The organism is Bacillus cereus ATCC 14579 (assembly GCF_000007825.1).
In the GTDB taxonomy this organism is placed as follows: Bacteria; Bacillota; Bacilli; order Bacillales; family Bacillaceae_G; genus Bacillus_A; species Bacillus_A cereus.
Genome location: NC_004722.1, coordinates 2660584 through 2684408 on the forward strand (window position 1 = coordinate 2660584; position 23825 = coordinate 2684408).

The window sequence follows — 23825 nt, forward strand, 5'->3', positions numbered from 1 at the left end:
AGGAGCTTATAAATCGTTATGAAAAAGATATATCTCGTTACAATAATTTGTGCCTTTATAATAATAAGTATCTTTGTTTTTCAGAAAATTAATGAACATAAGTATACTAAAGCTATGAATCAATCAAATCATATAAAAAATATCGCACATAGAGGTGCTTCTGCGTTCGCGCCTGAACATACAATAGCAGCATATCGATTAGGCCAACAAATGAATGGAGATTATATAGAAATTGATCTCCAAATGACAAAAGATGGATATTTAGTGGCTATGCATGACGAAACCTTAAACCGTACAACAAATGGTACAGGGCTAGTGAAAGAGCATACATTAGAAGAAGTAAAGCAACTAAATGCAGGTTCTTTTTTTAATGAAAAATATCCGAACTTAGCCAAGAAAGAATTTGAAAATGCAAAAGTCCCAACATTAACAGAAATTATTGAAACGTTTGGGCATAACGCGAACTATTATATCGAAACAAAAACACCTGATGAATATCCAGGAATGGAAGAAAAATTATTAGAAATTATTAATCACTACGAAATACAGGATAAAGTGATTATTCAATCATTTAGTGAAGAAAGTCTACAAAAGATTCATAGCTTAAATAGTAATATATCCTTAGTACAATTATTACCTTATAAAAAAGCAGTTCAATTAACAAAATTAGAGATAGAAAAGTATAAAATGTACTGCATAGGTCTTGGTATGAATTACAAATATATTGATTCAGATTATGTAAAGAAAATAAAGAAAAACGGATTAGAAGTTCATCCATTTACAGTAGATAATGAAAAAGATATGAAAAAGTTACTTTCATGGGGAGTCGATGGGATGTTTACTAATTATCCGGATCGTTTACATTCAATATTATTGGATTTGAAAATTCATGAATAAGAAGTGTTATTCATAAAGGAAAAATTTACACAACCTGTATATTAGGATTATCAATGCAAGAAGGCATGTAGCATATAAAAAGAAAATACCAAAAACCGCAACTTGAAGACTTAGGTTGTGGTTTTTTAATTGCTTCGATTTCAACTTACAAAGTTTGAAGCTAGAAGTGAAAATCTTTTTAGCTGAATTGGCTTCCTATGTATTTGTACTTCGTATCGTTCTAGGTATATGTACAACCCGTGAGACGAGTTTTGCATAGGATAATAGAAAAGGAGATGTTGCATATTGAAATACCACAATAGAAATGTAAGTAATCTGAATAAATTAGCGGATAATACGAAAGCTGCAGCTTTTAAGTGGTATCAGTACTGTATCGACAATGGAATTGAAGTATTAATTTATGAAACAATCCGTACAGTCGAGCAACAACGTGAATATGTTCGTAAAGGAGCATCACAAACGATGCGCTCATATCACTTAGTAGGACAGGCATTAGATTTTGTTCCAATTCAGTCGAATGGTACAGAAGATTGGAATGGCTATAATAAAGAACCGTGGGCTTCAGCAATTCGTTATGCTAAACAAATTGGTTTCGAATGGGGCGGTGACTGGAAAGGATTTGTGGATAGCCCGCATTTGCAATATAACTACAAAGGGTATGGAACGGATACTTTTGGAAAAGGTGCTCAAAACGTAGTGACTCCTCCCACGTCGAATGATAATGTAGGGGTTGCTTATATTAACGGTAGTAATGTAAATTTACGAAAAGGACCTGGTACTGGATATGGCGTTATTCGTCAATTAGGGAAAGGAGAGTCCTACAAAGTATTTGGACAAACAAATAGTTGGTTAAATCTAGGTGGCGATCAGTGGGTTTATAACGATCCATCATACATCCGTTATACGGGAGGAAATGTACCAGCAACTTCACAATCATCAAATGATGGTGTAGGTGTAGTTACTATAATCGCGGATGTATTGCGTGTTCGTACCGGCCCTGGAACAAATTACGGCATTGTGAAAAACGTGTATCAAGGTGAAAAATATCAATCGTTTGGATATAAAGATGGTTGGTATAATGTTGGTGGAAATCAATGGGTTTCTGGTGAATATGTTACGTTTGTAAAGTGAAAATAAGAGCCGTCCAGTTGGGCGGCACTTTATTTTAAATATTCATAGGGCGAGCACTTATAATATCATTCGTGATGCATAGAGTATAATTTTTCATTCTAATAATCAGAAAGTAATCAAAATGTAATTAATTTCAACTACGCTTTTTATATTTTTTTGATACACTGGCTACGAGGGGGATACCAATTAAGGTCGGTAAAAACCAAAACCATATTGGCGGAAGTAAATTTATAATGGGAATATGGATGCCGACATTTACTAAAAGTGCGGTGACTGCACCAATATAAGAACCTAACATGCCTCTAATGTGGTGATGGAGCCAATTTTTCCAACGTTTTTTTCGTGCAAGGTATCCATAAATCGCAAATGAATAAGAGAAGATTGCTACATAAAATAAATATGCGATTTTATCCCAGTTGATAATGGATAATATTATTGCCGTAAGGGTAATGACAACATAAGATGCATGATATATTTCGCCCCATTCGGTATGTTTTCCTTTCTTCTTTTGGGCAACCATCGCTACAATACCAGTGATTAAGCATATTGTTCCAAATAGGATGTGTATGGTTAAAAGAATGTTAAAAATGCTCATAATAATTCCTCCTTTTTTATTTTTATAGTATTGCAGTATAGGAGAAAAGTTGAAAAATATAGTTAGTTCGGCTTAATATATTGAAATAAAGGTACTCCTAGAACAAAACCCAATGATTTAAATATTTAGTGAGATGATTATTATGTTAAATGAAGGAGAGACTTCTATGTTTACATCTATTACATATTTACAATCGGGCAATGAGAAACAACAAAAAATATATGATGTTTTGAATAGCCTAAACATAATGGAGGATTTAGCTTTATATAATCCCGTTCTTTGCGGGACAATCCCTATAAGAATTGATACTCCTCAATCTGACTTAGATATTGTAATGGAAGTATATAATTTTGATGTTTTTGAGCAGGAAATGAGGTCTTTATATGGTTCTTATGGAGGGTTCAACATAAAAAAGAAAAAAATTAAAGGTACTGAATCGATAAAGGTGAATTTTGAATTCGAAGGTTTTGAATTTGAATTATTTGCTCAACCGAAGCCAGTGCGTAATCAAAATGCATATAGACACATGATAGTGGAACACATGCTATTAATGCAGCATCCCCATATAAGGGAAGAAGTTATTCGCTTAAAGGAACAAGGTTTAAAAACAGAACCTGCTTTTGCTCAAGTATTAAATATTGACGGAGATCCTTATGAAGAGCTTATTTTATTAGGGCAGGAAATGAAATTGTGGTAAATAAGATACATAAAAAATCCTCCAAAAACAAAAGAGGATTTTTTTTATGCCGTTAACTTCCGAATTAATTCACTGAGCAATCTAATTCCGTTAGTCATTTGTTCTGGAGTAGCATATCCATATGATAAACGAATGTACTGATCTGATTCTTCTTCATAAATACGTCCCGGATTTAAAAGAATTCCTTTTGATAGTGCCTCTGAAAATAGTTTTTTCATCGGAATGTTATGTATAACCTTTAGCCATATAAAAAATCCACCACTAGGAATATCCCATGATGCAATATCTGCACAATATTTATTTAAAGCTCGTATCATTATTTGTCTTCGTTCTTTCAGGTGCATTCTTACATTTGCTACATGTTCTTCATAAAAACCTTCATTTATCCATTCAGCAGCTACTCTTTGAGATAAAGAGCTGGATCCATAGTCTGTTTGCATTTTTATATCTGACAATCTATCAATAACAGGTTCTGGTCCGATTATCCATCCAATTCTCAGTCCTGGGCTAAGTGTTTTAGAGAGACTACCAATATATAATACATGTCCATGTTTATCCATCGACTTTAAAGGAGCTGGAGGTGATTCATCAAGCCATAACTCTCGGTATATATCATCCTCGATGATAGGCAATTGCTCTTTTTCACATATTTTTAATATTTCTTTTCTTCGCTCTTTGGACATCAATATCCCCGTTGGATTTTGAAAACAAGGAATTGAATATAAAATATTATTCTTTTGACTATATTTAATTCGTTTTAATAAGTCGTTAGGTAAAATACCGTGATGATCCATTGATATACCGGATAAATTTATATTTGCTGATTGAAAAATATGAAGTGAATATAAGTAAGAAGGTTGTTCAAGTAAAACAGTTGATTTTCTATGTAAAAGACCAATCGATATTAATTGTAATGCTTGGAGTGCACCAGAGACTATTAATATAGAATCCGGTGATGCATGTATTCCAAATGATCTTACATATTTGCTTATTGCTTCACGTAACGGATAAATACCTTTTTGTTCTTCGTATCCGAAATAATCTAATTCCTCACTGACGTTTTTTATTATAGATTGCATAGTTTCGAGCGGGAAAAGATGAGGTGCAAGTTCACCTTTACTAAGATGGATAAGCGTTTTATTTGCTTCTGCTTCATTTATTTCTCGCACCATTAACTTACTTGGTTTATGAATACCGGCTTTTACATATTCACTCCAATCGGGCGGAGGATTAGTTGCTAATAATGACCATGTATTATTTGTTACAATTGTTCCTGCTCCGATTTGTCCTTGAATTAAACCATCTGCTATAAGTTCATCTAGCGCAGTAATTACAGTACTTCGATTTACATGAAATAATTTTGCTAACTGCCGCTGACTAGGGATTTTACTTCCAATTGGCCATTCTCCGTTTTCAATTTTTTCTTTCATATAGTCTATTATCTGCTGATATTTGGGCACTTTTTTATCGGTCGTCATATAAAAAACTCCTTCGTTTATTTAAAAGATTCAAAGTGGTTGGTTTTTCCGATAAATAACTGGTTGAAGACATTGTATCAACTATTAAATATGATAAAAAGAAATAATTGGTAATTTAAAAATGGTTGGTTTTTTAGGGAAGGAGAGAAAATATGCATAATAAAAAATGGGATTTACGTATTATATGTGCTCACGCTTTTACAATTCTTATATGGGGAACTGCTTTTCCAGCAATTCGTATGGGGCTTGAATCTTATACGCCTGAACACCTTACTTTACTACGCTTATTAATCGCCTCATTTATACTTTTGTTATTTTCATTTATATACAAACTACGACTACCGGATTTAAAGGATATCCCAGCAATTTTTATATTTGGTGCTCTAGGATTTACTATTTATCACATCGCATTAAACTACGGCGAAAAAACAGTAAATGCTGGATCTGCAAGTTTAATCATTTCAGTCACTCCAATAGTGACGGCAATTCTTGCTTCTGTTTTTTTGAATGAAAAAATGAAATTAAATGGTTGGCTTGGTGGTGTAATTAGTTTTGCAGGAATTGCCTTAATTTCATTTAGCCAGGGCGATGCTATTCAATTGAATAGCGGGGGATTATTTATATTATTAGCGGCGATTTCAGAAAGTCTATTTTTCGTTTTCCAAACATCTTACTTAAAAAAATACGGCTTCTTACCATTTACCATATATACAATTTTGTCTAGTACTGTATGTATGCTTATTTTCTTACCCGGAGTTTATCAAGAAATACTAGCAGCTCCACTTGAAGTTAACTTGAGCGTTATATATTTAGGTGTCTTTCCAACAGTACTCCCGTATATTGCATTGGCCTATATTATATCTCGTGCTGGTGCTTCTGAAGCAACAAGTTCTCTATATTTAACGCCAATAACTGCGTGTTTCATTGCTTGGATATGGTTAGGAGAAGTGCCAACTTTGGTTTCGATAATTGGCGGAGGAATTACTATACTTGGAATTGTGATTGCTCATATACCGGTATTAAGAAAAGAAAAACATAGGAATTTAGCAAATAATCAATCCGTATAATGTAATTCAATAATAATTTTATGATACTTTTTTATATAGTTTCTTTCTTATGTTGATAAATATAATATTTTGTATTTCAGTTAAATATTGTATGTTACATTTTATGTAGTAAGCATTTTAAAAGGAGCTGACAACATAATGAATGGAAAAAGAAAAATTTTCACATGTATTTCTATTGTAGGAATCGGACTAGCTAGTTTTTCTAATTCTAGTTTCGCAGCAAGTGTAACGGACAATTCAATACAAAATTCTATTCCCGTAGTTAATCAACAAGTAGCTGCTGCAAAGGAAATGAAACCATTTCCCCAGCAAGTTAATTATGCAGGTGTTATAAAACCGAATCATGTTACACAGGAAAGTTTAAATGCTTCTGTAAGAAGTTACTACGATAATTGGAAAAAGAAATATTTGAAAAATGATTTATCTTCTTTACCTGGTGGTTATTATGTAAAAGGAGAGATTACAGGTGATGCTGATGGGTTTAAGCCACTTGGAACTTCAGAAGGTCAAGGGTATGGGATGATAATTACAGTATTAATGGCTGGTTATGATTCGAATGCTCAAAAAATCTATGACGGTTTATTTAAAACAGCAAGAACTTTTAAAAGTTCTCAAAATGCTAATTTAATGGGATGGGTTGTCGCAGATAGTAAAAAAGCACAAGGTCATTTTGGTTCTGCTACTGATGGAGATTTAGATATTGCGTATTCTCTTCTTCTTGCTCATAAGCAGTGGGGATCTAATGGAACAGTTAATTATTTGAAAGAAGCACAAGACATGATTACAAAAGGTATTAAAGCTAGTAATGTTACAAATAATAACCGACTAAATTTAGGAGATTGGGATTCTAAAAGTTCACTTGATACGAGACCATCTGATTGGATGATGTCACACCTTAGAGCATTTTATGAATTTACAGGTGATAAAACTTGGCTTACTGTTATTAATAATTTGTCCGATGTTTATACGCAATTTAGTAATAAGTACTCTCCAAATACAGGACTTATTTCAGATTTCGTTGTAAAAAACCCACCACAACCCGCACCTAAAGACTTCTTAGATGAGTCAGAATATACAAATGCATATTATTATAATGCTAGTCGAGTACCTTTAAGAATTGTAATGGACTATGCGATGTACGGCGAGAAGCGAAGTAAAGTCATTTCTGATAAAGTCTCTTCATGGATTCAAAATAAAACGAATGGAAATCCTTCTAAAATTGTGGATGGTTATCAATTAAATGGATCCAATATTGGTAGTTATCCAACTGCTGTATTTGTTTCACCGTTTATTGCTGCAAGTATAACGAGTAGCAATAATCAAAAGTGGGTAAATAGTGGTTGGGATTGGATGAAGAATAAGAGAGAAAGTTATTTTAGTGATAGTTATAATTTATTAACTATGTTATTTATTACAGGAAATTGGTGGAAGCCTGTACCTGATGATAAAAAAACACAAAATCTAATAAATGATGCAATTTATGAAGGATACGATAATTAATTAAATTTGAGAATGGTTACTGAAGAAAGGAATTAGCATTCGCTAGTTCCTTTTTAATGTTTTGTAAAACATTATCCATTCTAAAATTCGCATAGATATACTTGCTTTTTTCATATACATAGTTATTGATGACTCTATGTTTTTATGAAGGGAGAGTATTTCTTGGAAAAAGTATTATTTTTCGGAGATCCAGGTATTGATGACTCATTTGCCATTATGTATGGTTTACTGCATCCCGAAATTGAAATTGTCGGTATTGTAACCGGATACGGAAATGTTGAGCATATACATGCTGCACATAATGCAGCGTATATTTTACAGTTAGCAAATAGACAAAACATTCCTGTCATTAGTGGTGCAACAAAACCACTGACAGAAGAAATCACTACGTACTATCCTGAAATTCACGGAGCAGAAGGATTAGGGCCCATCCATGTTCCAGAAAATATATTATCTATTCCAATATATAATTTCGGCAGTATTGCTGCGATTCTTATAAAGTACGGAAAAGATTTAACGATTGTTGATGTAGGAAGATCTACCTCGTTAGCAATTGCTTTTAATTTATGGAATGATTTAATGCTAAATGTAAAAGGAATCTATTTCATGGGTGGTGTTTTTTTAGAAGTAGGAAACGTTACGCCATTAGCAGAGGCAAACGTGTATGGAGATCCGATAGCAAGTAAAATTGTTTTCCATCAAGCAAAGAATTTATTCATATTCCCTTTAAATGTAACAAACAAAGCTGTGTTAACACCAAATGTATTTAACTATATTCAAGCTAATGCAAAGAATCCATTTCATATGATAATGAAACCAATGTATGACTACTATCTATCCGCATACCAAAAACTTAATCCATCTATGGAAGGACCTTTGCTACATGATGTGGTTGCAATAAGCGGATTAGTAAATCCAAGTTTTTTTGAATTTGTGCATCGTACAGTAAATGTAGATACATACGGAGATACGAAAGGACAAACATTTGCTGATTTTCGCCCTAACTCTAAATCTGAAGGAGCCCGTATAGCTTTAGAAATAGATGCAGAAAAATTCATTCAAGATTTTATAAAAATTATGTTATAAGTTGCTGTCGAAAAAGGGAATTATTTCAATGCGTTGAATATAAAAATACATCCTCTAGATAAAGGAGCTTACAATATTGAATGTCCAGTTAAAGGTTGTTACGAGAGACAATTGGGAAGATGCATTAAAGTTACAAGTTAAAGAAGATCAAAGAAAATTTGTCCCCGCTGTAGCAGTTTCACTTGCTAAAGTATATATAAAACCAGATGGTGACAATGTAGAGTACATACCATTCGCTATATACGATGGTGACCTTATGGTTGGTTTTGTTATGCATGCTGTTGTAATAGAGACATCGGATATGTATTGGATTAACGGATTTATTATTGATCAATCGCAACAAGGTAATGGTTATGGAAAAGCAGCATTACAAGAAAGTATTGATATAATAAAAAATACTTTTAAATCGTGTAAAGAAATAAGATTAACCGTACATAAAGATAATCTCTCTGCAAAGAAATTATATGAACGATATGGTTTCATATCATTAGGACAGGAGTATGATGGTGAGCAAGTATACCGTTTATTTGTTTAACTATTAAGAAGTAAAGGTGTGAAATGAAATATGCAATTTACTGAAGTGAAAATTGAAGTGTTCATTCCTGAAGAATATATTGAAACATTAAGGGATGAATTAAATAAAATTGGAGCATGTAAAACGGGCGAATATGACCATTGTCTTTCCTATAGTTCAGTGAAAGGATATTGGAGACCTTTAGAAGAGGCATCTCCTTTTAATGGAGAAATTGGTCAAATATGCGAAGGACAAGAATGTAAAGTTGAAATAAAGTGTAAACGAGAACTTGTAAAAGATGCTCTTGAAGTTATTAATGATATTCATCCGTATGAAACACCTATGATTTATATTATACCAATACTAAATGACTATTTTGAGAAACTATACATTAAATAACTAGGAGGAATATCAATTGAAAAGTAAATTTCATCATATTGTACGAGCAGTCATGATAAAAGATGAAAAATTATTAGTTGCTGAATATATCGGCCATCATTATTTTTTACCTGGTGGCCATGTTGAAATTGGAGAATCAGCAGAGAATGCATTAAAAAGAGAGTTAAGAGAAGAACTTGGAGTAAACTGTAGTATACAACAATTTTTAGGCGTCATAGAAAATCAATGGCAAGATAAAGAAGTGCTTCATCATGAAATTAACCACATTTTTGAAGTAGAGTCACAAGATTTACATACGGACTTAACACCGAAATCTAGCGAGTCTCATTTAGCATTTCACTGGATAGATTATAATAAAGAAGCCTTAAATCATTATGAAATCATGCCAATGCCTTTAGTGAAGGAATTACTAGAAAGAAAGTTAAGTGATGAACTACTAAATTGTTGGATTAGTAATTTTTAAATCACTTTATTTATAGTAAATACGTCCATCGAATGAATATAAAGAAAATAGGCTGAAAAACAAGGTACATCACCTAGTGTAAGTTCATATTTTGTTGATGTACGCATTTAGTCTATAGTCTTGTTTCTACTTTGTTTAAAAGAATTTATTAACTTTAATATTTGGACGGAATTTACATTTATAAATGGAGGGTTTCATAATGAATCAGTTTCAACAAGAACTACAATCATTAAACCTTAATGATTATCAAACTGGCAATGTTGTGTATTGGGATCAACAACAAAGTCAATATCCATACTATTACATTCAAGACGATGCACGTCGTTGCGGCGGATGTGGCGGTTGTGGTGGACGTTGCGGTGGATGTGGCGGTAGATGTGGTGGTTGTGCAGGTCGTTGCGGCGGATGCATAAGATGCGCAGGATGTTTCAGTTGCTTTAATTGCTGGAACTGGTGGATTATTTAAGTATAGAAAATTCAAGTTATTTTATATGAAAGAAAGGTGTAAAAACTATTTTGCACTTTTCTTTCATGCTGTAATTTTGATGTGTATTAAGGGGGATTTATTTGTATACATATGATAAGTTGATTTCTTGGGTAGAGGATATAAAAGAAAAAAATCATAGTTCTGCTACAGCACTTTGTATTATAAAAGATAATAAAATCGTACTAGAGCATTATAGTGGTTATCACTCAAATACATCTACAACCAAGAGAGTAACAGCATCTTCACAATTTAACGTTGCTTCTGCTAGAAAAAGTTATTTAGGATTAATGATAGCGTATGCGCTTTATGAGGGGAAAATAAACTCTATTGATGATGAAGCGATAAAATATTTTAAAGACTTTGATCCTGCATTGCTTAGTAAAACGACGATAAGACATTTAGTAACACATTCGCACGGATTAGAAGAAACGAATGACAGGACAATTTTTCGTGAATTTGCACCGGGGCAATCATGGGCGTATAGAGATATTAATGTAAGAATGATGACACGTCTTATTTATCAGCTATATAACAAAAGTTTTCCTGAATTGTTAAAGGAGCGTGTGTTTAAGCCTGCTAATTTTCAAGAAACAGGTTGGAGAGTTCAGCGAGATGAAAATTTAGTTGACGTTGTTAATAATCCAAATGAAGACGCAATTAGTGAAATTGGTACGGTAGATGACGGTACTGAAAAAAATTTGTTTGTCTCAGCTAGAGAATTTGCGCAGTGGGGCAATCTTCATTTAAATCAAGGTGGGATAGATGGTAAACAAATTGTTCCAAAAGAAGTTATAAAAATCGCTACGAGTTTGCAGAGTCCAACATATATAAACAAAGAGCTACCACAAAATGGATTGTTTTGGTTCATCCAAAATGAGCCTGCGCAATTAAGCGAACTTGGTGAACGTGTTCCAAAAGGGTCGTATCAAATATTAGGGATTACTGGATCGACCATTTTAGTAATACCTGAATATAATGTAGTTGTTGCAAAAATGTATAACAAAAGATATAACTACGGTGGTGATAATTACTTATATTATTTACGTGAATTTAGTAATTTAGTCGCAGATACATTTAGTAACGGTAATAGGGCATAATTACTCCTATAACGAAAAGGGGTGATTGAAAGTGAAAGATAAAGTGAACAAAAATAAAAAGCAAAATATAAAAGATGTAAATACAGAGCAAAATGCAATTTATAGCGATCCTAAAGATGCAGCTAATATGCAAACTGTACCGCAGCCGAAAGATTTTGATGAAATCGAATATTAATTTTTCATCCGACTATATGATGAATGAAAAATACGTCTTAAGTCTCATAACATTTAAGAAATTATTTGATAACATATATACATAAGCATTTGAAAATGTCTTATCTTAACAAAGCTTTCTTTAGAAATATCTGATATAACCTGCAAAAGGCACTTCTTTATGAAGTGTCTTTTTGTGTATATGAATTTAATTACCATTTTCCGTACAGTATCTTGCAATTTATGATGGATATACTAACTGTGAAAATTCATGTCAAGATAAAAGAAGGGGACAGTTAGTATGAAACAAACTTCTATAAATTCGTTACTAATTGTTCTAGGTACAATCATTGTTCAAATTGGCCTTGGAACAATTTATACATGGAGTTTATTTAATCAACCCCTTGTAAGTAAGTTTGGATGGAATCTTAATGCAGTAGCGATAACTTTCTCCATAACAAGTTTTTCTTTATCATTCTCAACTTTATTTGCAGCAAAGTTACAGAAAAAATTAGGACTTCGGAAACTTATTGCTACTGCAGGAATTGTTTTAGGACTCGGCTTAATACTTAGTTCACAAGTTTCTTCCTTACCACTATTATATTTATTAGCTGGTGTCGTTGTTGGTTATGCGGATGGAACAGCTTATATTACATCACTATCTAATTTAATTAAATGGTTTCCAAATCGGAAAGGGCTTATTTCAGGTATATCTGTATCAGCGTATGGAATGGGCAGCTTAATCTTTAGATATATAAACGGAAATCTTATCGATAACCTTGGTGTATCACAAGCATTCTTATATTGGGGTATTATCGTGTTACTTTTAGTGTTAATCGGATCGTTCTTCTTACGTGAGGCAATTGTAAGTAATGCTGTAACTGAAACATTACACAATGACTATACTCCGCGTGAAATGATGCGAACGAAACAAGTATATCTGCTATTTTTTATGTTATTCACCTCGTGTATGGGTGGTTTGTATTTAATCAGTATGGTAAAAGATATCGGCGTACAACTTGTTGGACTTAGCGCAGCAACCGCTGCAAACGCCGTTGCTATGATTGCAATCTTTAATACAGTAGGTAGAATCATTCTTGGGACGTTATCAGATAAAATCGGGCGAATGAAAATTGTCTCTGCAACGTTTATTATTATAGGTTTGTCAGTCTTTACTTTAAGTTTTATTCCGCTAAATTACGGAATCTATTTTGCTTGTGTAGCAAGTGTCGCCTTTTGCTTCGGCGGTAATATAACTATATTCCCAGCTATTGTCGGAGATTTCTTTGGATTAAAAAACCATAGTACAAATTACGGGATTGTCTACCAAGGTTTCGGATTTGGTGCGCTTGCAGGATCATTTATTGGAGCGATACTCGGGGGATTTCAACCAACTTTCATTATAATCGGTGTTTTAAGTGTTATTTCCTTCATTATTTCAATATTAATCCGTCCACCAAATGTAGAAAAGAAAAAGGAACTAAAACATTTACATCGGAAAGTGGCGTAATACTAAAAAGAGTCCTAATATAGGGCTCTTTTTAGTACAAAACATTTTTTGTGTAGAGAGAATAGAGTTATTTAATTTAAAATGAAATGAGTAGCAGATACTTAGAATATTCATATTGTTTTATAAAGGAACTAACATGTTGCTAAAAACATTTAGAAAATTACAGTTAACAAACTTTGTGATGGAACGTGCACTTCATTCATAGACCATTATTTTCTTATCAGTTTACAATGAAAGTAGTTGGCTTTTATTGATTACAACCATAATTTCTTCTGTTGTGGCATTCGCTACAACAAATATTGATGACATTTTTATACTACTTGTTTTATTTTCACAAGTAAGAACAGAAGTAATTAGGAAAGAAGGAAGAGCTGTCCGCGAAAAAGCTACGAGAAAAAAACTTTATATTGTTATTGGACAATATTTAGGATTTAGTATGATTATTTTTCTAAGTATCATTGGGTCTTTAAGCTCTTTTTTCATTCCTGTTTCGTGGATTGGATTATTAGGATTCGTGCCAATTTATATGGGGGTTAAAGGACTATTGTCACTTCGTTCTTATAAAAGTAATGAAGTTATCGATAACGTTACTGTTTCATTATTTAAAGTAGCTTCAATTACATTAGCTAATGGAGCTGACAATATTTCGATTTATATACCAATGTTTGCTAGTCAAACTCTAGAAACAAATATCGTTACATTAGTTATCTTTTTTTCCATGATAGCGATATGGTGTTTTATTAGCTACAAATTGATAAAAGCTCCTATACTAGCTAAAGTACTTGAGGAAAACTGTCATATTATTGTTCCAATTGTTCTAATTGGTTTAGGAATGTTCATTCTTTTTCGTAGTGGTACAATTGGACTATTCTCCTAAGGTGTTGAAATAACGGAAGTTTTCATAAAAAAGAATTGAACAATTTTAATATTTTTTGAGCAATTATATTCATTGAAATTAATTAGATTCTACACAACGTATATAAGTCTTATTACAGATGAAATGTAGTAGGGCTTTTTTTATTTTAGTGAAATGAAACAATTGTATTAGTGATCTACGACTATTATTTAGACAGGACATTAGCATTATGAAGTTGAATAGCTATCGTAAAAGGAGCGTGATAATTAAAATGAAAATAGTAAAACAATGGGTCCAAGAAGATAGTGATTACATAAGAGAAAAAGTAATTGAATATAACCAAAAACATATTTCAGATGAAGAGAAAAAGCCTTCAGAAAAAATTAGTTTTATAGTGAGAAATGAAAAGGGGAAAATTGTAGGTGGAATAACTGCAATTACATTTTGGCACCACGTACATGTTGATTTCCTGTGGGTTTCTGAAGAATATAGACACGAAGGTTATGGAACCAAGTTAATAAAACTTATTGAAGAATTTGCAATTGAAAAAGAGTGCAGGTTAATCAATTTAGATACTTTTAGTTTCCAAGCTCCTGATTTTTATAAGAAGCATGGATATAAAGTAATCGGAGTAAGTGAAGATTATCCGAAAGGACATAATCATTATTATTTAGAAAAACGGCTAAAAAGTATATAGAATTTGTTAACATTAGTATTTGGAATACAAATGCAATAAGGGCGAGGTTATTATTAATTTCAGTATTAATTGGATCAATTTTTATTCTAAAACTGCAAGAACGTACTTTGGATACTCTTCCTAAGGTACGTTCTTTTTTTATATCAGTAGCCTATTCTTATTAACTCCACCAATAGTGGTAAAGGCAAGACTTAACTAACTTATATATATTAAAAGGAGTTAATGGTAGAATGAATAGAAGACAGAAAATTCCTTTTATTAAAAATAGAGGAGGTACATATGAAAAAAGTTAATGTTACATACGCGATTTTGTACGATAAAACTAATGAAAAGATTTTAATGGTAAAAAACAAAGGGGAAAATGGTTCTTATTATACATTACCAGGTGGCGCAGTTAAATTAGGAGAAACATTGGAAGAAGCAGTAATTCGAGAAGTAAAAGAAGAAACAGGGTTACATATAAACGTAAAAGGGATTTATTCTATCAGCGAAGCCTTTTTCGAGGAAAGAGATCATCATGCAATTTTCTTTAATTTTCTAGGTGAAATAATTGGCGGAGAGACATATATATCAAGGCCAAAAGAAATTGAAGAGATTACTTGGATGGAATTACATATAGCAGCTCCATATTTACGCATACCAGAACATTTACTAGATTTATTACAAAAGAAAGAAACAGTACCTTATTTTTTTAACCGGAACCAATTCGTTTCACTCAATCTTCATAAAAATATTATCTCATGTAAGGCGGGGAAAACATGGAGTTTATCGTTAATCACAAACAATTCACTCAAGCACTTTCAGAAGTCAACAAAGCAATATCAACAAAATTTTTAATTCCTATATTATCTGGTATAAAAATAACTGCAGATCAATCTGGAATTACTTTAATTGCAAGTAACTCGAATATTTTTATTGAAAAATTCATTCCTGTTTTAATTGAAGACGAAAAGATTGCAACTATTTTAAAGGCAGGAACTATTGTTGTACCTGCAAAGTATTTCATTGAAATAATAAAGAAAATGCCAAGTGATATAGCAATAAAAAGTAAGAATGAGCAAATTATTAAGATACAATCAGAAGAAATCACATTAAGTTTAAATGGATTTCCTGCAGATGAGTTTCCGAATGTACCACTTATAGACAATCATGCAGAAATCAAAGTAGAGACAGAGCAATTGATTGAAGTATTTAAACAAACAGTTTTTGCGGTAGCAAAAAATGAATCTAGACCTGTTCTTACTGGGGTGCATATAGAGTTATCTAATAATAAGTTAATTTGTGCTGCAACTGACTCACATAGACTAGCGATACGTGAAACGCTACTTTCCTCAGATGTAAAAGCAAATTGTATTGTACCAAGCGCAACCATTAATGAACTTCTAAAATTAATGAACAGCAATTCGGAATTCGTATATATCTACTTTTCGGAGAGTCATATTATATTTACGTTTGGAACAACTACATTATATTCAAGACTAATTGAAGGGAAATATCCTAATATTTCTAACCTTATTCCAAATGATTTTAAAACGATTATTAACGTAGATAGAAAAAAGATATTACAAGGTGTAGACCGATCAAGTTTATTAGCAAGTGAATGGGCCAATAACAATGTTAACTTAGAAATCATAAACGAATCCACAATTAAAATTTCTTCAAACGCTTCTCAAATTGGGAAAATATCCGAAACGCAACAAATAGATGCGATTCAAGGTGAAAAACAATTAAATATATCTTTCGATGGGCGTTTTATGGTTGATGCTTTACGAGCAATAAAAGAAGAAACGATTACTTTAAGCTTTGGCGGTTCTATGAGACCGATATTGATTGAAGCAGGAGAACAATCTGCAGCAGTACATCTTATATCACCAGTAAGAGCGTATTAGGGATAGAGGAAGGAATTACATTATGTACAAGCAGACTATTGATTTATGAAATCATAAATCAATACATTATAAGAATGATGTATTAGTAAAGCAAACAGTTTACTAAATCCTACATAATATAATTCAATCATAGACAAAGCAGCAATGGTAATCTGAAATACAAAGCAAAATAATAATAACCTCAATATAAAAGCCATAGATTAATCGATATGGGGTGAGTATGATGAAGAAAATAATTGTTTTACTCATTGGTATAGTTTTAATTACTTTTGCTTTTTATCAATACAACAAAAAAAACTATGCAGCTAAAAGTACTAACTTGTATGTAGAAAACTTTAAAGGGGAAAATGATTCAATAAAAATACAATCTGCTATTAATAAAGCAGAATCTAGTAAAATTAAAACGGTATTACTTGATGATAAGAAGTATAAAATTACGTCACCAATCATTGTTAAAAAAGGTGTGAAATTATTATTTGGTTATGGATCCCAATTTGTAGTTGAGGGAAACTTTAGAGTTCTAGAACTGGAGAACAACGCATCCATTGAAGGAGCGTATATAGCTATTGACGATCCTAAATTTAACTCTGAAGTTATTTATTTAGACGGTAAAAATAAATATTATAACACTTGGAACAAAACACAAATAAAAGATATAAATATTATCAATTGGACGGAAACGAATAAAGGTACCGGAATTTCTTTATACTCTGCTGGAAAAGAAAATGAAATTTCGTTTGTTAACTTCGAAAACATTAAAATTGTAGGAATGGAAACCGGACTAAAATTAGTAGCAAAAAAACCGAGCACCGGACAAGCTTGGATAAATGCCAATCGTTTTATGAACTTTTCTTTAGAAGACTGTGTAAATATGATTTATATGGATAGTCAAGTAACTACGCCAAATGAAATTAGTGGGAATCAATTTACAAATCTTCAAATACAGCCTTCAAATAAAACAAAAAGCATTATAAAAGTAAGTGGTCAGCATAATGAATTTCATGGGATGGTTTGGGATTTAAATAAAATAAAACATGAAACCGAACTCATTGAACTGACTGATAAGAGTATGAATTACAGTGGTTGAAATGTCCAGTGTACCAGCAAATAGAGTTTTAGATAGTGGGAAATCCAATATTGTGAAATAAGTTTAAATACAGAAAAAAGAGCGAATTCTTTATAAGAGGATTCGCTCTTTTTATATTTTAAAATTAAATTTCCTTCCACCAAGCGGATGAAGGATAATTTGTAGATTTTAACGTAATAGATTCACCAATTTGAGGCGTTGTAATTTTAACTCCTAAACGGTTAGCTTCTTTCGTAACACGTTCTATCGGGTCACTCCATTCGTGTAATGCTAACGTAAAGGCACCCCAATGAATCGGAAGAAGTAATTCTCCTTTAACATCAATATGAGCTTGTACCGTTTCTTCAGGCAACATATGAATAGCAGACCACCTCGGATCATATTGCCCGCATTCCATTAATGTAAGATCGAATGGACCGTATTTATCACCAATTTCCTTAAAGTGAGGGGTATAACCGCTATCACCACTAAAGAAAATTTTAGTCTCTTGACCAAGAATAAGCCATGAACACCATAATGAACGATCTCTATCTGTCATACCACGTCCCGAGAAATGCCTTGCAGGCGCACATACTAACTTAATATTATCAAACGTAATTTCGTCCCACCAATTATGTTCACTAATTTTACTAGGCGAAACACCCCATTTAATAAGATATTGCGCAACTCCAGTTGGAACATAAAAGTGCTTTGCGCGATCTTTTAACTGCATAATACTTTTGTAATTCAAATGATCATAGTGATTATGAGAAATGATAATCGCATCAATTTCTTGAAGGTCATCACGTTCTAAAGAAAAAGTACCACTATAGCGTTTACTATTAAACAAAGGAAATGGGGAAGAGGCATCTCCAAACATAGGGTCTAATAATAGTTTTTTACCTTCTATTTTCAAAAGAGAAGCAGAATGGCCAAACCATGTAACACTCTCTAACGATTCATTATCTTTATTTGATAAAACGATAGGCAAATCCTTTATAGGACGCAGCTTTGATTTTATTTTAAAGTAATCCGTCATTAAACTTATAATATCTTTCGGTTTAAAACTCATATCAGTATGAATTTGATTTGTATATTTCTTATTCATTCGTTCTCCTTTTTACGATTAACAATTTACGTATGTTGTTATTGTAGCTATTTGTAGTTTAAACTATATTATTTTACCTTTCATCTAAATTGCCTTGTATTTCATAAATTCGTCAAATTCATTATTTGTATCTATAAAGTACAAATTGCACAGTGGCAGCTAAAACAAATATTAAGTACATGTAAATTGTTTTTATTTAGTAAATTCCTTCTTATACGCAACAAAGAACATACGTTTCGTTGTATGTTATAGAAGAAAATATGTCTCTAATAAAAGAAAGGAAGGAGAGGACGTAAGTGCAAATAGAGAGAAAAAAGAACTCAAAATGTAAACTATCAAAATCGGAAATCATTCATTTGTATACTGAAGGGAAGAGCACCTCAGAAATCGCCATGCTTGCTAATGTGTCTGCAAGGTATATTCGTATGGTTTTATCAGACAATAACGTACCAAGGCGCGCTATAGGGAGTTGGAAGAGAAAGTATGACATAACAGAAGATTATTTTAAAACGTGGTCAAACAATATGGCTTATATTTTAGGGTTTATAGCAGCAGATGGTGTTATACAGAAAGAAAATCAATGTGTCAGTATATCTCAAAAAGAAAGTTATATTTTAGAAGATATAAAAAAAGAACTAAAAACAAACCAGCCACTTTATCAAAACAAAAAAACAGGCGTATATATGCTAAATATTAATAGCAAAACAATAAAAGACGACCTTATGAACATACACGGAATTATGCCATGTAAATCATTTAACATCGAATTTCCTTTTGTACCAGAAGAATATTTGCATCATTTTGTTCGTGGGTATTTTGATGGGGATGGTTACGTCAAGTATGAAACTTATACAGTTAATTTCGTAGGTGGATCATATAACTTTATGAATTCTTTACATCAAATTCTTCAAAATCGCAATTTACGAGCCGATTTACTAAATCAAAACAAACATTATCGTGTTATTTTATCTGGAAGAAAATCAATACAACTATTTTCAAATTGGATTTATAAAGACAAAGATATTTATTTGCATAGAAAATATGAAGTGTTTCAGAAAGAAAGTCTGAGTTTAGATCAATTACAAGATCGAAAATTAAAACAAACTCAAACTGCTGTTAAGCAAAGAAAACAAAGTTTCCTTGAAGAATATATGAAAAATAAATGTAATGCTATAACTTGTTCAAATTTAGAAATAAGCGAATCGGCTTTCAAACGTTGGCTAAAAAATGATAATCAATTTAAAAGAGATTATGAAAAGATTAATTTAACAATGTCCACTAGCGATAACTAAATATAAAATCCTAAAAAACCTTAGAATAGGTATGAAGATAGCTATTCTAAGGTTTTTTATTTTTAAATCATAAAGGATTCTTAATTTTATTGATTGAATATAGTAAATACATAGATTTTACAATTGTCTTGATAAAAAAGGAGAGAGACACCTTGCAAAAGAAATTTATCAATCCAGAAACGATGCCACCAACTTCTGGATATTCACATGTAGTGGAAGTTAGTAACGCTAAACGAACAATTTACATATCTGGACAAGTAGCGATTAACACTGATGGTCAAATAGTTGGCATTGGTGATTTAGCTACACAAACGCGACAAGTTTTCGAAAATATTAAAAGTGCATTAGAAACTTCGGAATTAAGATTTAATGATGTAGTAAAATTAACATTTTTCCTAACAGATATTTCTCAAATGGCCACTGTTAGAGATATACGAGATCAATACATTGATACTAAAAATCCACCAGCAAGTTCAGCTGTAGAAGTTAGAAAGTTAATTAACGATAACTTTTTAATTGAAATCGAAGCAATTGCTGTAGCAAACTAATTTTAAAAACTTATTATGAATCATATCAATGCAATTCGTTTAATGTGTTCAGTTAAAACGAATTGCATTTTTTATTGTCTTAAATATAATTTATATCTGGAGACATTTTCATCAACAACTTATAAAACAAATAACTAAACAATCCATCACACAGAATGATTAAAAAGAACGAGGGGAGGCTAATCACAAAAAAACTAACTTACCTATAATAAGTTTATTATTTAAAGTTAGTTAACATAATATATATTATAGGTAGTTATAGAAACAAAGCAATACCAGGTATCAAAACCCAAGTAAACTATACTTAATGAGACGAAACGGAGATTTTTGGTGAGATTTACATTAAATCTTATCTAAACAAATTTCTTCAGTTTTTATCGTTTTTATTTGTTATAAATTCATCACAGCAAATCTTAATCAATAATCGCTTAAGATTTAACGAATTAAAAACATTTTTGATTGGCAAGAAATTTTTATACAGAAAAATTATTTCTATACAAAATATAAATTAGTAATTTTATTTTATGTTTTACTTAATGAATTAATTGCTATTTGCACATGTTTTACAACTTTACATTATTTGTTGTTATTTCTGTCATTTAGACTTGACTTTCATTACACTCATTGTTTTTTATTCTAGTTAACATAACGCTTATTTTTAACATAAAAAAATCCTCCTCACCTTCAGGAAGATTTTTTGTTTGCTATTATTTTATTTATATCTTCTAGTAACAATCCCAATTGTAAATGACATTGGAAAAATCTAGATTTAACAAATCTTCCTTACGTATAAAGAAATTAGCAACCCCAGAATCACCCCACATAATATTTAATGAATCGTCTGTATCGATTTGCATCAATAATATGTCATGTTGCTGGTATTTTTCTTCCCATTCCCTTGGATCTGTCTGTGTGAAAAATGGATAACCACCAATTTTATGTCCTTGATCCTTACATAAATCATCATACAGTTCGCCTAATTCTGTATTATTTTCTTCATCAACAATTTCTTCCCAATCAATGTTATCATTAAAAATCATTTCAAATCGATAATCTCTTGGTGTTACTGGTTGATATGCCAACTCAAACTTTAGTTTTGCTGCTTTGGGTATGATAAAATTCTCTAAATCTAAAGTGTTTAAATAACTAAAATCAGTAATCACCTTAGTTAAATCCGCTGTGATTGTAGAATGATAAACAATTCGAAAGTCTTTTTGGCTTGTGGGATGATCAAAATCTGCTCCAAAAAGATCTTCTTCAGCACTTATGAAAAACTGTAACATTCCATGTTGAGGCATATGTTCAATGTTTGGTATTTCTTCAAGGTTTAACTGCGCAAGTAGCATCATAGGTTGTCCGTTTGAGTCTTTAGGATGCTCTTGATCTATAGGTAAATACGGATAACCACCAAACTTACTTTCAAAAAGCGTTGTCTCTGCTAATGTTCCAGACACTTTAACATACGGTTTCACACTTTCTTCTAAAATACTACGATACTGTTCTAGTTCTTTCGGAATTTGAAGTTGATACGTATTCTTCACTATATTTGCCTCCTTTTAGTAATGAATTGAAAATGCCTAACTTAATTATATAGTAAGCGATAGCTTAATTGAAAATCGTTAAAAATCCATTTTCACCCTCATTTTTTGCGCGCTTGGTGGACAAAGTAGATTATGTTCTAATACCTTTTTATTAATAGTTCGAATTAAATCCGCTGCTTCTGCAGTATTTGTATTTTCTTTTAGCTTTTCTTTTAAATCATCAATTTCTTTTGAAAGCTCAATCCACCTAGGTAAAACATGATTATTTGCTAAAGTTCTATAAAGTTGCTTTTCAGGATTGTACGAAAGATCTTTATCAAGATTAAGAGGTTTCCCTTTACCAGGTAAATGATCAAAAGCTCCTTTCTGTTCTGCTTGTTTAACGATAGAACTAATATGATCCTCATACGTATAAGACCAAACTTTCTCATCTTTTACTAAAATCTCTTGTTTTTTTAGTTTTTTATCTAGTTCTTCTTGATTCATAGATTCTCTCTCCTTTTTATTTTCTAATGTCGTTTTTGTAAATTCTAATGCCCTTAATCCATCGAATAGCTTTTCTCGCCACCATACGCTATCATGTCCACCTTGAAACTCTTCGTAAGTGGTTTGGTATTTCTTTGCTTCTAAAGCTTTATATAGCCGTCTATTAGCCGTTAAAAGAGGTTCGTTTTCGAGTTCACCTACTGCTATGTAAGAATGTAGATGAGTCGCATTAGAATTTATTGATGAAATTTGATTTTCAATCCAAGGAATTGTATTTTCATAATTATCCTTTTTCCAATGTACGGATCCAGACATTGACAACACATTTCCGAAAATATGTGGATTTTGAAGTACTGCATAAAAAGCTGCTAAGTCACCAAGACTGAAACCAGCAATTGTTGTATGATTCTTTTCTTGATAAACGTGATACTTAGCTTGAATCCACGGAAGTAATTCCTTCGTTAAAAATGCATTCATTTTATCGTTATAAGTTAGCTCTTCTAATCGATCGACAGGATCTATAGCAACAGCAATGCAAGATGGGATTTCTTTTTCGTAAATTAAATAATTAAGTGTTTTTTCAATTGAAAGGCTCTGAATGAATGAATTCCCATCAAATACAATGAGAAGTTCTTGAAGATGTGGAGTGTGAGAATAATCATGAGACGTATAAATATGAATTTTACGTGTGTTATTTAAAATCGAACTATGAAAAGAATATGTTTCAATTCTCCCAGATGGATAATGATTTGAAGGGAAACGACTGCTATACTGCATGTCCATACTTATTTTTAACACAGACGCTTTATTGGTACCTTCTCCAAATGTATTTTTATTAAATGGGTCTAATCGATACTGTTCACTACGCTTTATCCAATTATTTTCGAAAAAATCATTTACTGTAAAATAATAAGTTGAAATAAAACTCTTATTTGTTCTAAACGTAACATACCAAATATCTGTCTGTAACAATCGTTGTAATTGATTTACAGACAGATCCCAACCAGGAAAACTACCGAATACATAAACATTTTCAGTATTTTGATCCCCTAACCATATATACGTTATAAGTTTATACTGATTATCTATAGGGCATAGTTCTATTAGTGGTGTATGATTTGATTTCATGCAAAAAAGTATAAAGAGCTTTTTCGTTTCCATTCTTTAATTGATTTTTAAGCTGCTCTAACTTATGACTAATGATCGAAGTCACCTCTCTTCCTCTTTTGTAGTACTCTATATGTAGTTTTTTCATTAGAATCCCTATA

At 31.8% G+C, this 23825-nt stretch carries 22 protein-coding genes and 3 pseudogenes; 20 read left to right on the forward strand and 5 right to left on the reverse strand.

Annotated features, from left to right (window positions below; genetic code table 11):
- Positions 1 to 18: 18 nt before the first annotated feature.
- Together BC_RS13395 and BC_RS13400 are read left to right on the forward strand one after the other, a co-directional pair.
- Positions 19 to 897: a glycerophosphodiester phosphodiesterase gene (locus BC_RS13395; RefSeq protein ID WP_000725652.1), complete on the forward strand. Its 879-nt coding sequence runs from the start codon at positions 19 to 21 to the stop codon at positions 895 to 897.
- A 285-nt stretch (positions 898 to 1182) separates the two neighbouring features.
- Positions 1183 to 2028, forward strand: a complete 846-nt coding sequence (locus tag BC_RS13400) for an SH3 domain-containing protein (RefSeq protein WP_000873739.1) — start codon at positions 1183 to 1185, stop codon at positions 2026 to 2028.
- Positions 2029 to 2161: 133 nt separating this feature from the next.
- Here the strand turns inward: BC_RS13400 and BC_RS13405 are convergent, their stop codons facing one another.
- Complete coding sequence (locus tag BC_RS13405; protein ID WP_000021744.1) at positions 2162 to 2623, reverse strand: DUF2306 domain-containing protein; 462 nt, start codon at positions 2621 to 2623, stop codon at positions 2162 to 2164.
- Between the two features lie 166 nt (positions 2624 to 2789).
- Between BC_RS13405 and BC_RS13410 the strand changes: the two genes are divergently transcribed.
- Complete coding sequence (locus BC_RS13410; protein ID WP_000495197.1) at positions 2790 to 3320, forward strand: DUF4269 domain-containing protein; 531 nt, start codon at positions 2790 to 2792, stop codon at positions 3318 to 3320.
- A 44-nt stretch (positions 3321 to 3364) separates the two neighbouring features.
- Here the strand turns inward: BC_RS13410 and BC_RS13415 are convergent, their stop codons facing one another.
- Complete coding sequence (locus BC_RS13415) at positions 3365 to 4798, reverse strand: PLP-dependent aminotransferase family protein (protein ID WP_000205592.1); 1434 nt, start codon at positions 4796 to 4798, stop codon at positions 3365 to 3367.
- Between the two features lie 152 nt (positions 4799 to 4950).
- On the opposite strand from BC_RS13415, the gene BC_RS13420 reads away from it, so the two are divergent.
- From BC_RS13420 to BC_RS13485, 15 genes and pseudogenes are all read left to right on the forward strand, one after another.
- On the forward strand, positions 4951 to 5865 hold the full coding sequence (locus tag BC_RS13420) for a DMT family transporter (RefSeq protein ID WP_000551623.1): 915 nt from the start codon (positions 4951 to 4953) through the stop codon (positions 5863 to 5865).
- Between the two features lie 138 nt (positions 5866 to 6003).
- On the forward strand, positions 6004 to 7365 hold the full coding sequence (locus BC_RS13425) for a glycosyl hydrolase family 8 (protein ID WP_001013587.1): 1362 nt from the start codon (positions 6004 to 6006) through the stop codon (positions 7363 to 7365).
- Between the two features lie 162 nt (positions 7366 to 7527).
- Positions 7528 to 8451: a nucleoside hydrolase gene (locus tag BC_RS13430; protein WP_000416797.1), complete on the forward strand. Its 924-nt coding sequence runs from the start codon at positions 7528 to 7530 to the stop codon at positions 8449 to 8451.
- Positions 8452 to 8527: 76 nt separating this feature from the next.
- A complete protein-coding gene (locus tag BC_RS13435; protein ID WP_001102671.1) occupies positions 8528 to 8986 on the forward strand; it encodes a GNAT family N-acetyltransferase in 459 nt (152 codons plus the stop codon).
- A gap of 30 nt (positions 8987 to 9016) precedes the next feature.
- Complete coding sequence (cutA, locus tag BC_RS13440; RefSeq protein ID WP_001160791.1) at positions 9017 to 9364, forward strand: divalent cation tolerance protein CutA; 348 nt, start codon at positions 9017 to 9019, stop codon at positions 9362 to 9364.
- 16 nt (positions 9365 to 9380) lie between these two features.
- Positions 9381 to 9827: an NUDIX domain-containing protein gene (locus BC_RS13445; RefSeq protein ID WP_000836832.1), complete on the forward strand. Its 447-nt coding sequence runs from the start codon at positions 9381 to 9383 to the stop codon at positions 9825 to 9827.
- 199 nt (positions 9828 to 10026) lie between these two features.
- Positions 10027 to 10293 carry a heterocycloanthracin/sonorensin family bacteriocin gene (locus BC_RS13450; RefSeq protein WP_001071390.1) on the forward strand — a complete coding sequence of 89 codons (267 nt, stop codon included), beginning with the start codon at positions 10027 to 10029 and terminating at the stop codon, positions 10291 to 10293.
- 101 nt (positions 10294 to 10394) lie between these two features.
- Positions 10395 to 11411, forward strand: coding sequence for a serine hydrolase domain-containing protein (locus tag BC_RS13455; RefSeq protein ID WP_000288895.1), 1017 nt, complete (start codon positions 10395 to 10397; stop codon positions 11409 to 11411).
- Between the two features lie 31 nt (positions 11412 to 11442).
- The gene (locus BC_RS27690) at positions 11443 to 11586 is read left to right on the forward strand and encodes a hypothetical protein (RefSeq protein WP_000653680.1); all 144 of its coding nucleotides are present in this window, start codon (positions 11443 to 11445) and stop codon (positions 11584 to 11586) included.
- A gap of 279 nt (positions 11587 to 11865) precedes the next feature.
- Positions 11866 to 13074, forward strand: coding sequence for an L-lactate MFS transporter (locus BC_RS13460; RefSeq protein WP_000815164.1), 1209 nt, complete (start codon positions 11866 to 11868; stop codon positions 13072 to 13074).
- A gap of 250 nt (positions 13075 to 13324) precedes the next feature.
- The gene (locus BC_RS13465) at positions 13325 to 13951 is read left to right on the forward strand and encodes a cadmium resistance transporter (RefSeq protein WP_000633409.1); all 627 of its coding nucleotides are present in this window, start codon (positions 13325 to 13327) and stop codon (positions 13949 to 13951) included.
- Between the two features lie 250 nt (positions 13952 to 14201).
- Positions 14202 to 14627: a GNAT family N-acetyltransferase gene (locus BC_RS13470; protein WP_000706722.1), complete on the forward strand. Its 426-nt coding sequence runs from the start codon at positions 14202 to 14204 to the stop codon at positions 14625 to 14627.
- Between the two features lie 279 nt (positions 14628 to 14906).
- Positions 14907 to 15323: pseudogene (locus tag BC_RS13475) on the forward strand (NUDIX hydrolase); the annotation flags it as partial.
- 62 nt (positions 15324 to 15385) lie between these two features.
- Positions 15386 to 16516 carry a DNA polymerase III subunit beta gene (gene dnaN / locus BC_RS13480; protein ID WP_000394467.1) on the forward strand — a complete coding sequence of 377 codons (1131 nt, stop codon included), beginning with the start codon at positions 15386 to 15388 and terminating at the stop codon, positions 16514 to 16516.
- A gap of 223 nt (positions 16517 to 16739) precedes the next feature.
- Positions 16740 to 17664, forward strand: a pseudogene (locus tag BC_RS13485) (hypothetical protein).
- Positions 17665 to 17727: 63 nt separating this feature from the next.
- Here BC_RS13485 and BC_RS13490 read toward each other — a convergent pair.
- Positions 17728 to 18690 carry an MBL fold metallo-hydrolase gene (locus tag BC_RS13490; RefSeq protein WP_001037063.1) on the reverse strand — a complete coding sequence of 321 codons (963 nt, stop codon included), beginning with the start codon at positions 18688 to 18690 and terminating at the stop codon, positions 17728 to 17730.
- A gap of 296 nt (positions 18691 to 18986) precedes the next feature.
- Between BC_RS13490 and BC_RS13495 the strand changes: the two genes are divergently transcribed.
- Positions 18987 to 19982: an LAGLIDADG family homing endonuclease gene (locus tag BC_RS13495; protein WP_001165409.1), complete on the forward strand. Its 996-nt coding sequence runs from the start codon at positions 18987 to 18989 to the stop codon at positions 19980 to 19982.
- A 152-nt stretch (positions 19983 to 20134) separates the two neighbouring features.
- Positions 20135 to 20530, forward strand: a complete 396-nt coding sequence (locus tag BC_RS13500; RefSeq protein ID WP_001169716.1) for a RidA family protein — start codon at positions 20135 to 20137, stop codon at positions 20528 to 20530.
- A 725-nt stretch (positions 20531 to 21255) separates the two neighbouring features.
- Here the strand turns inward: BC_RS13500 and BC_RS13505 are convergent.
- Both BC_RS13505 and BC_RS13510 read right to left on the reverse strand, forming a co-directional pair.
- The gene (locus tag BC_RS13505) at positions 21256 to 22071 is read right to left on the reverse strand and encodes a YwqG family protein (RefSeq protein WP_000799803.1); all 816 of its coding nucleotides are present in this window, start codon (positions 22069 to 22071) and stop codon (positions 21256 to 21258) included.
- Positions 22072 to 22149: 78 nt separating this feature from the next.
- Positions 22150 to 23770, reverse strand: a pseudogene (locus tag BC_RS13510) (DnaJ family domain-containing protein).
- Positions 23771 to 23825: the final 55 nt, after the last annotated feature.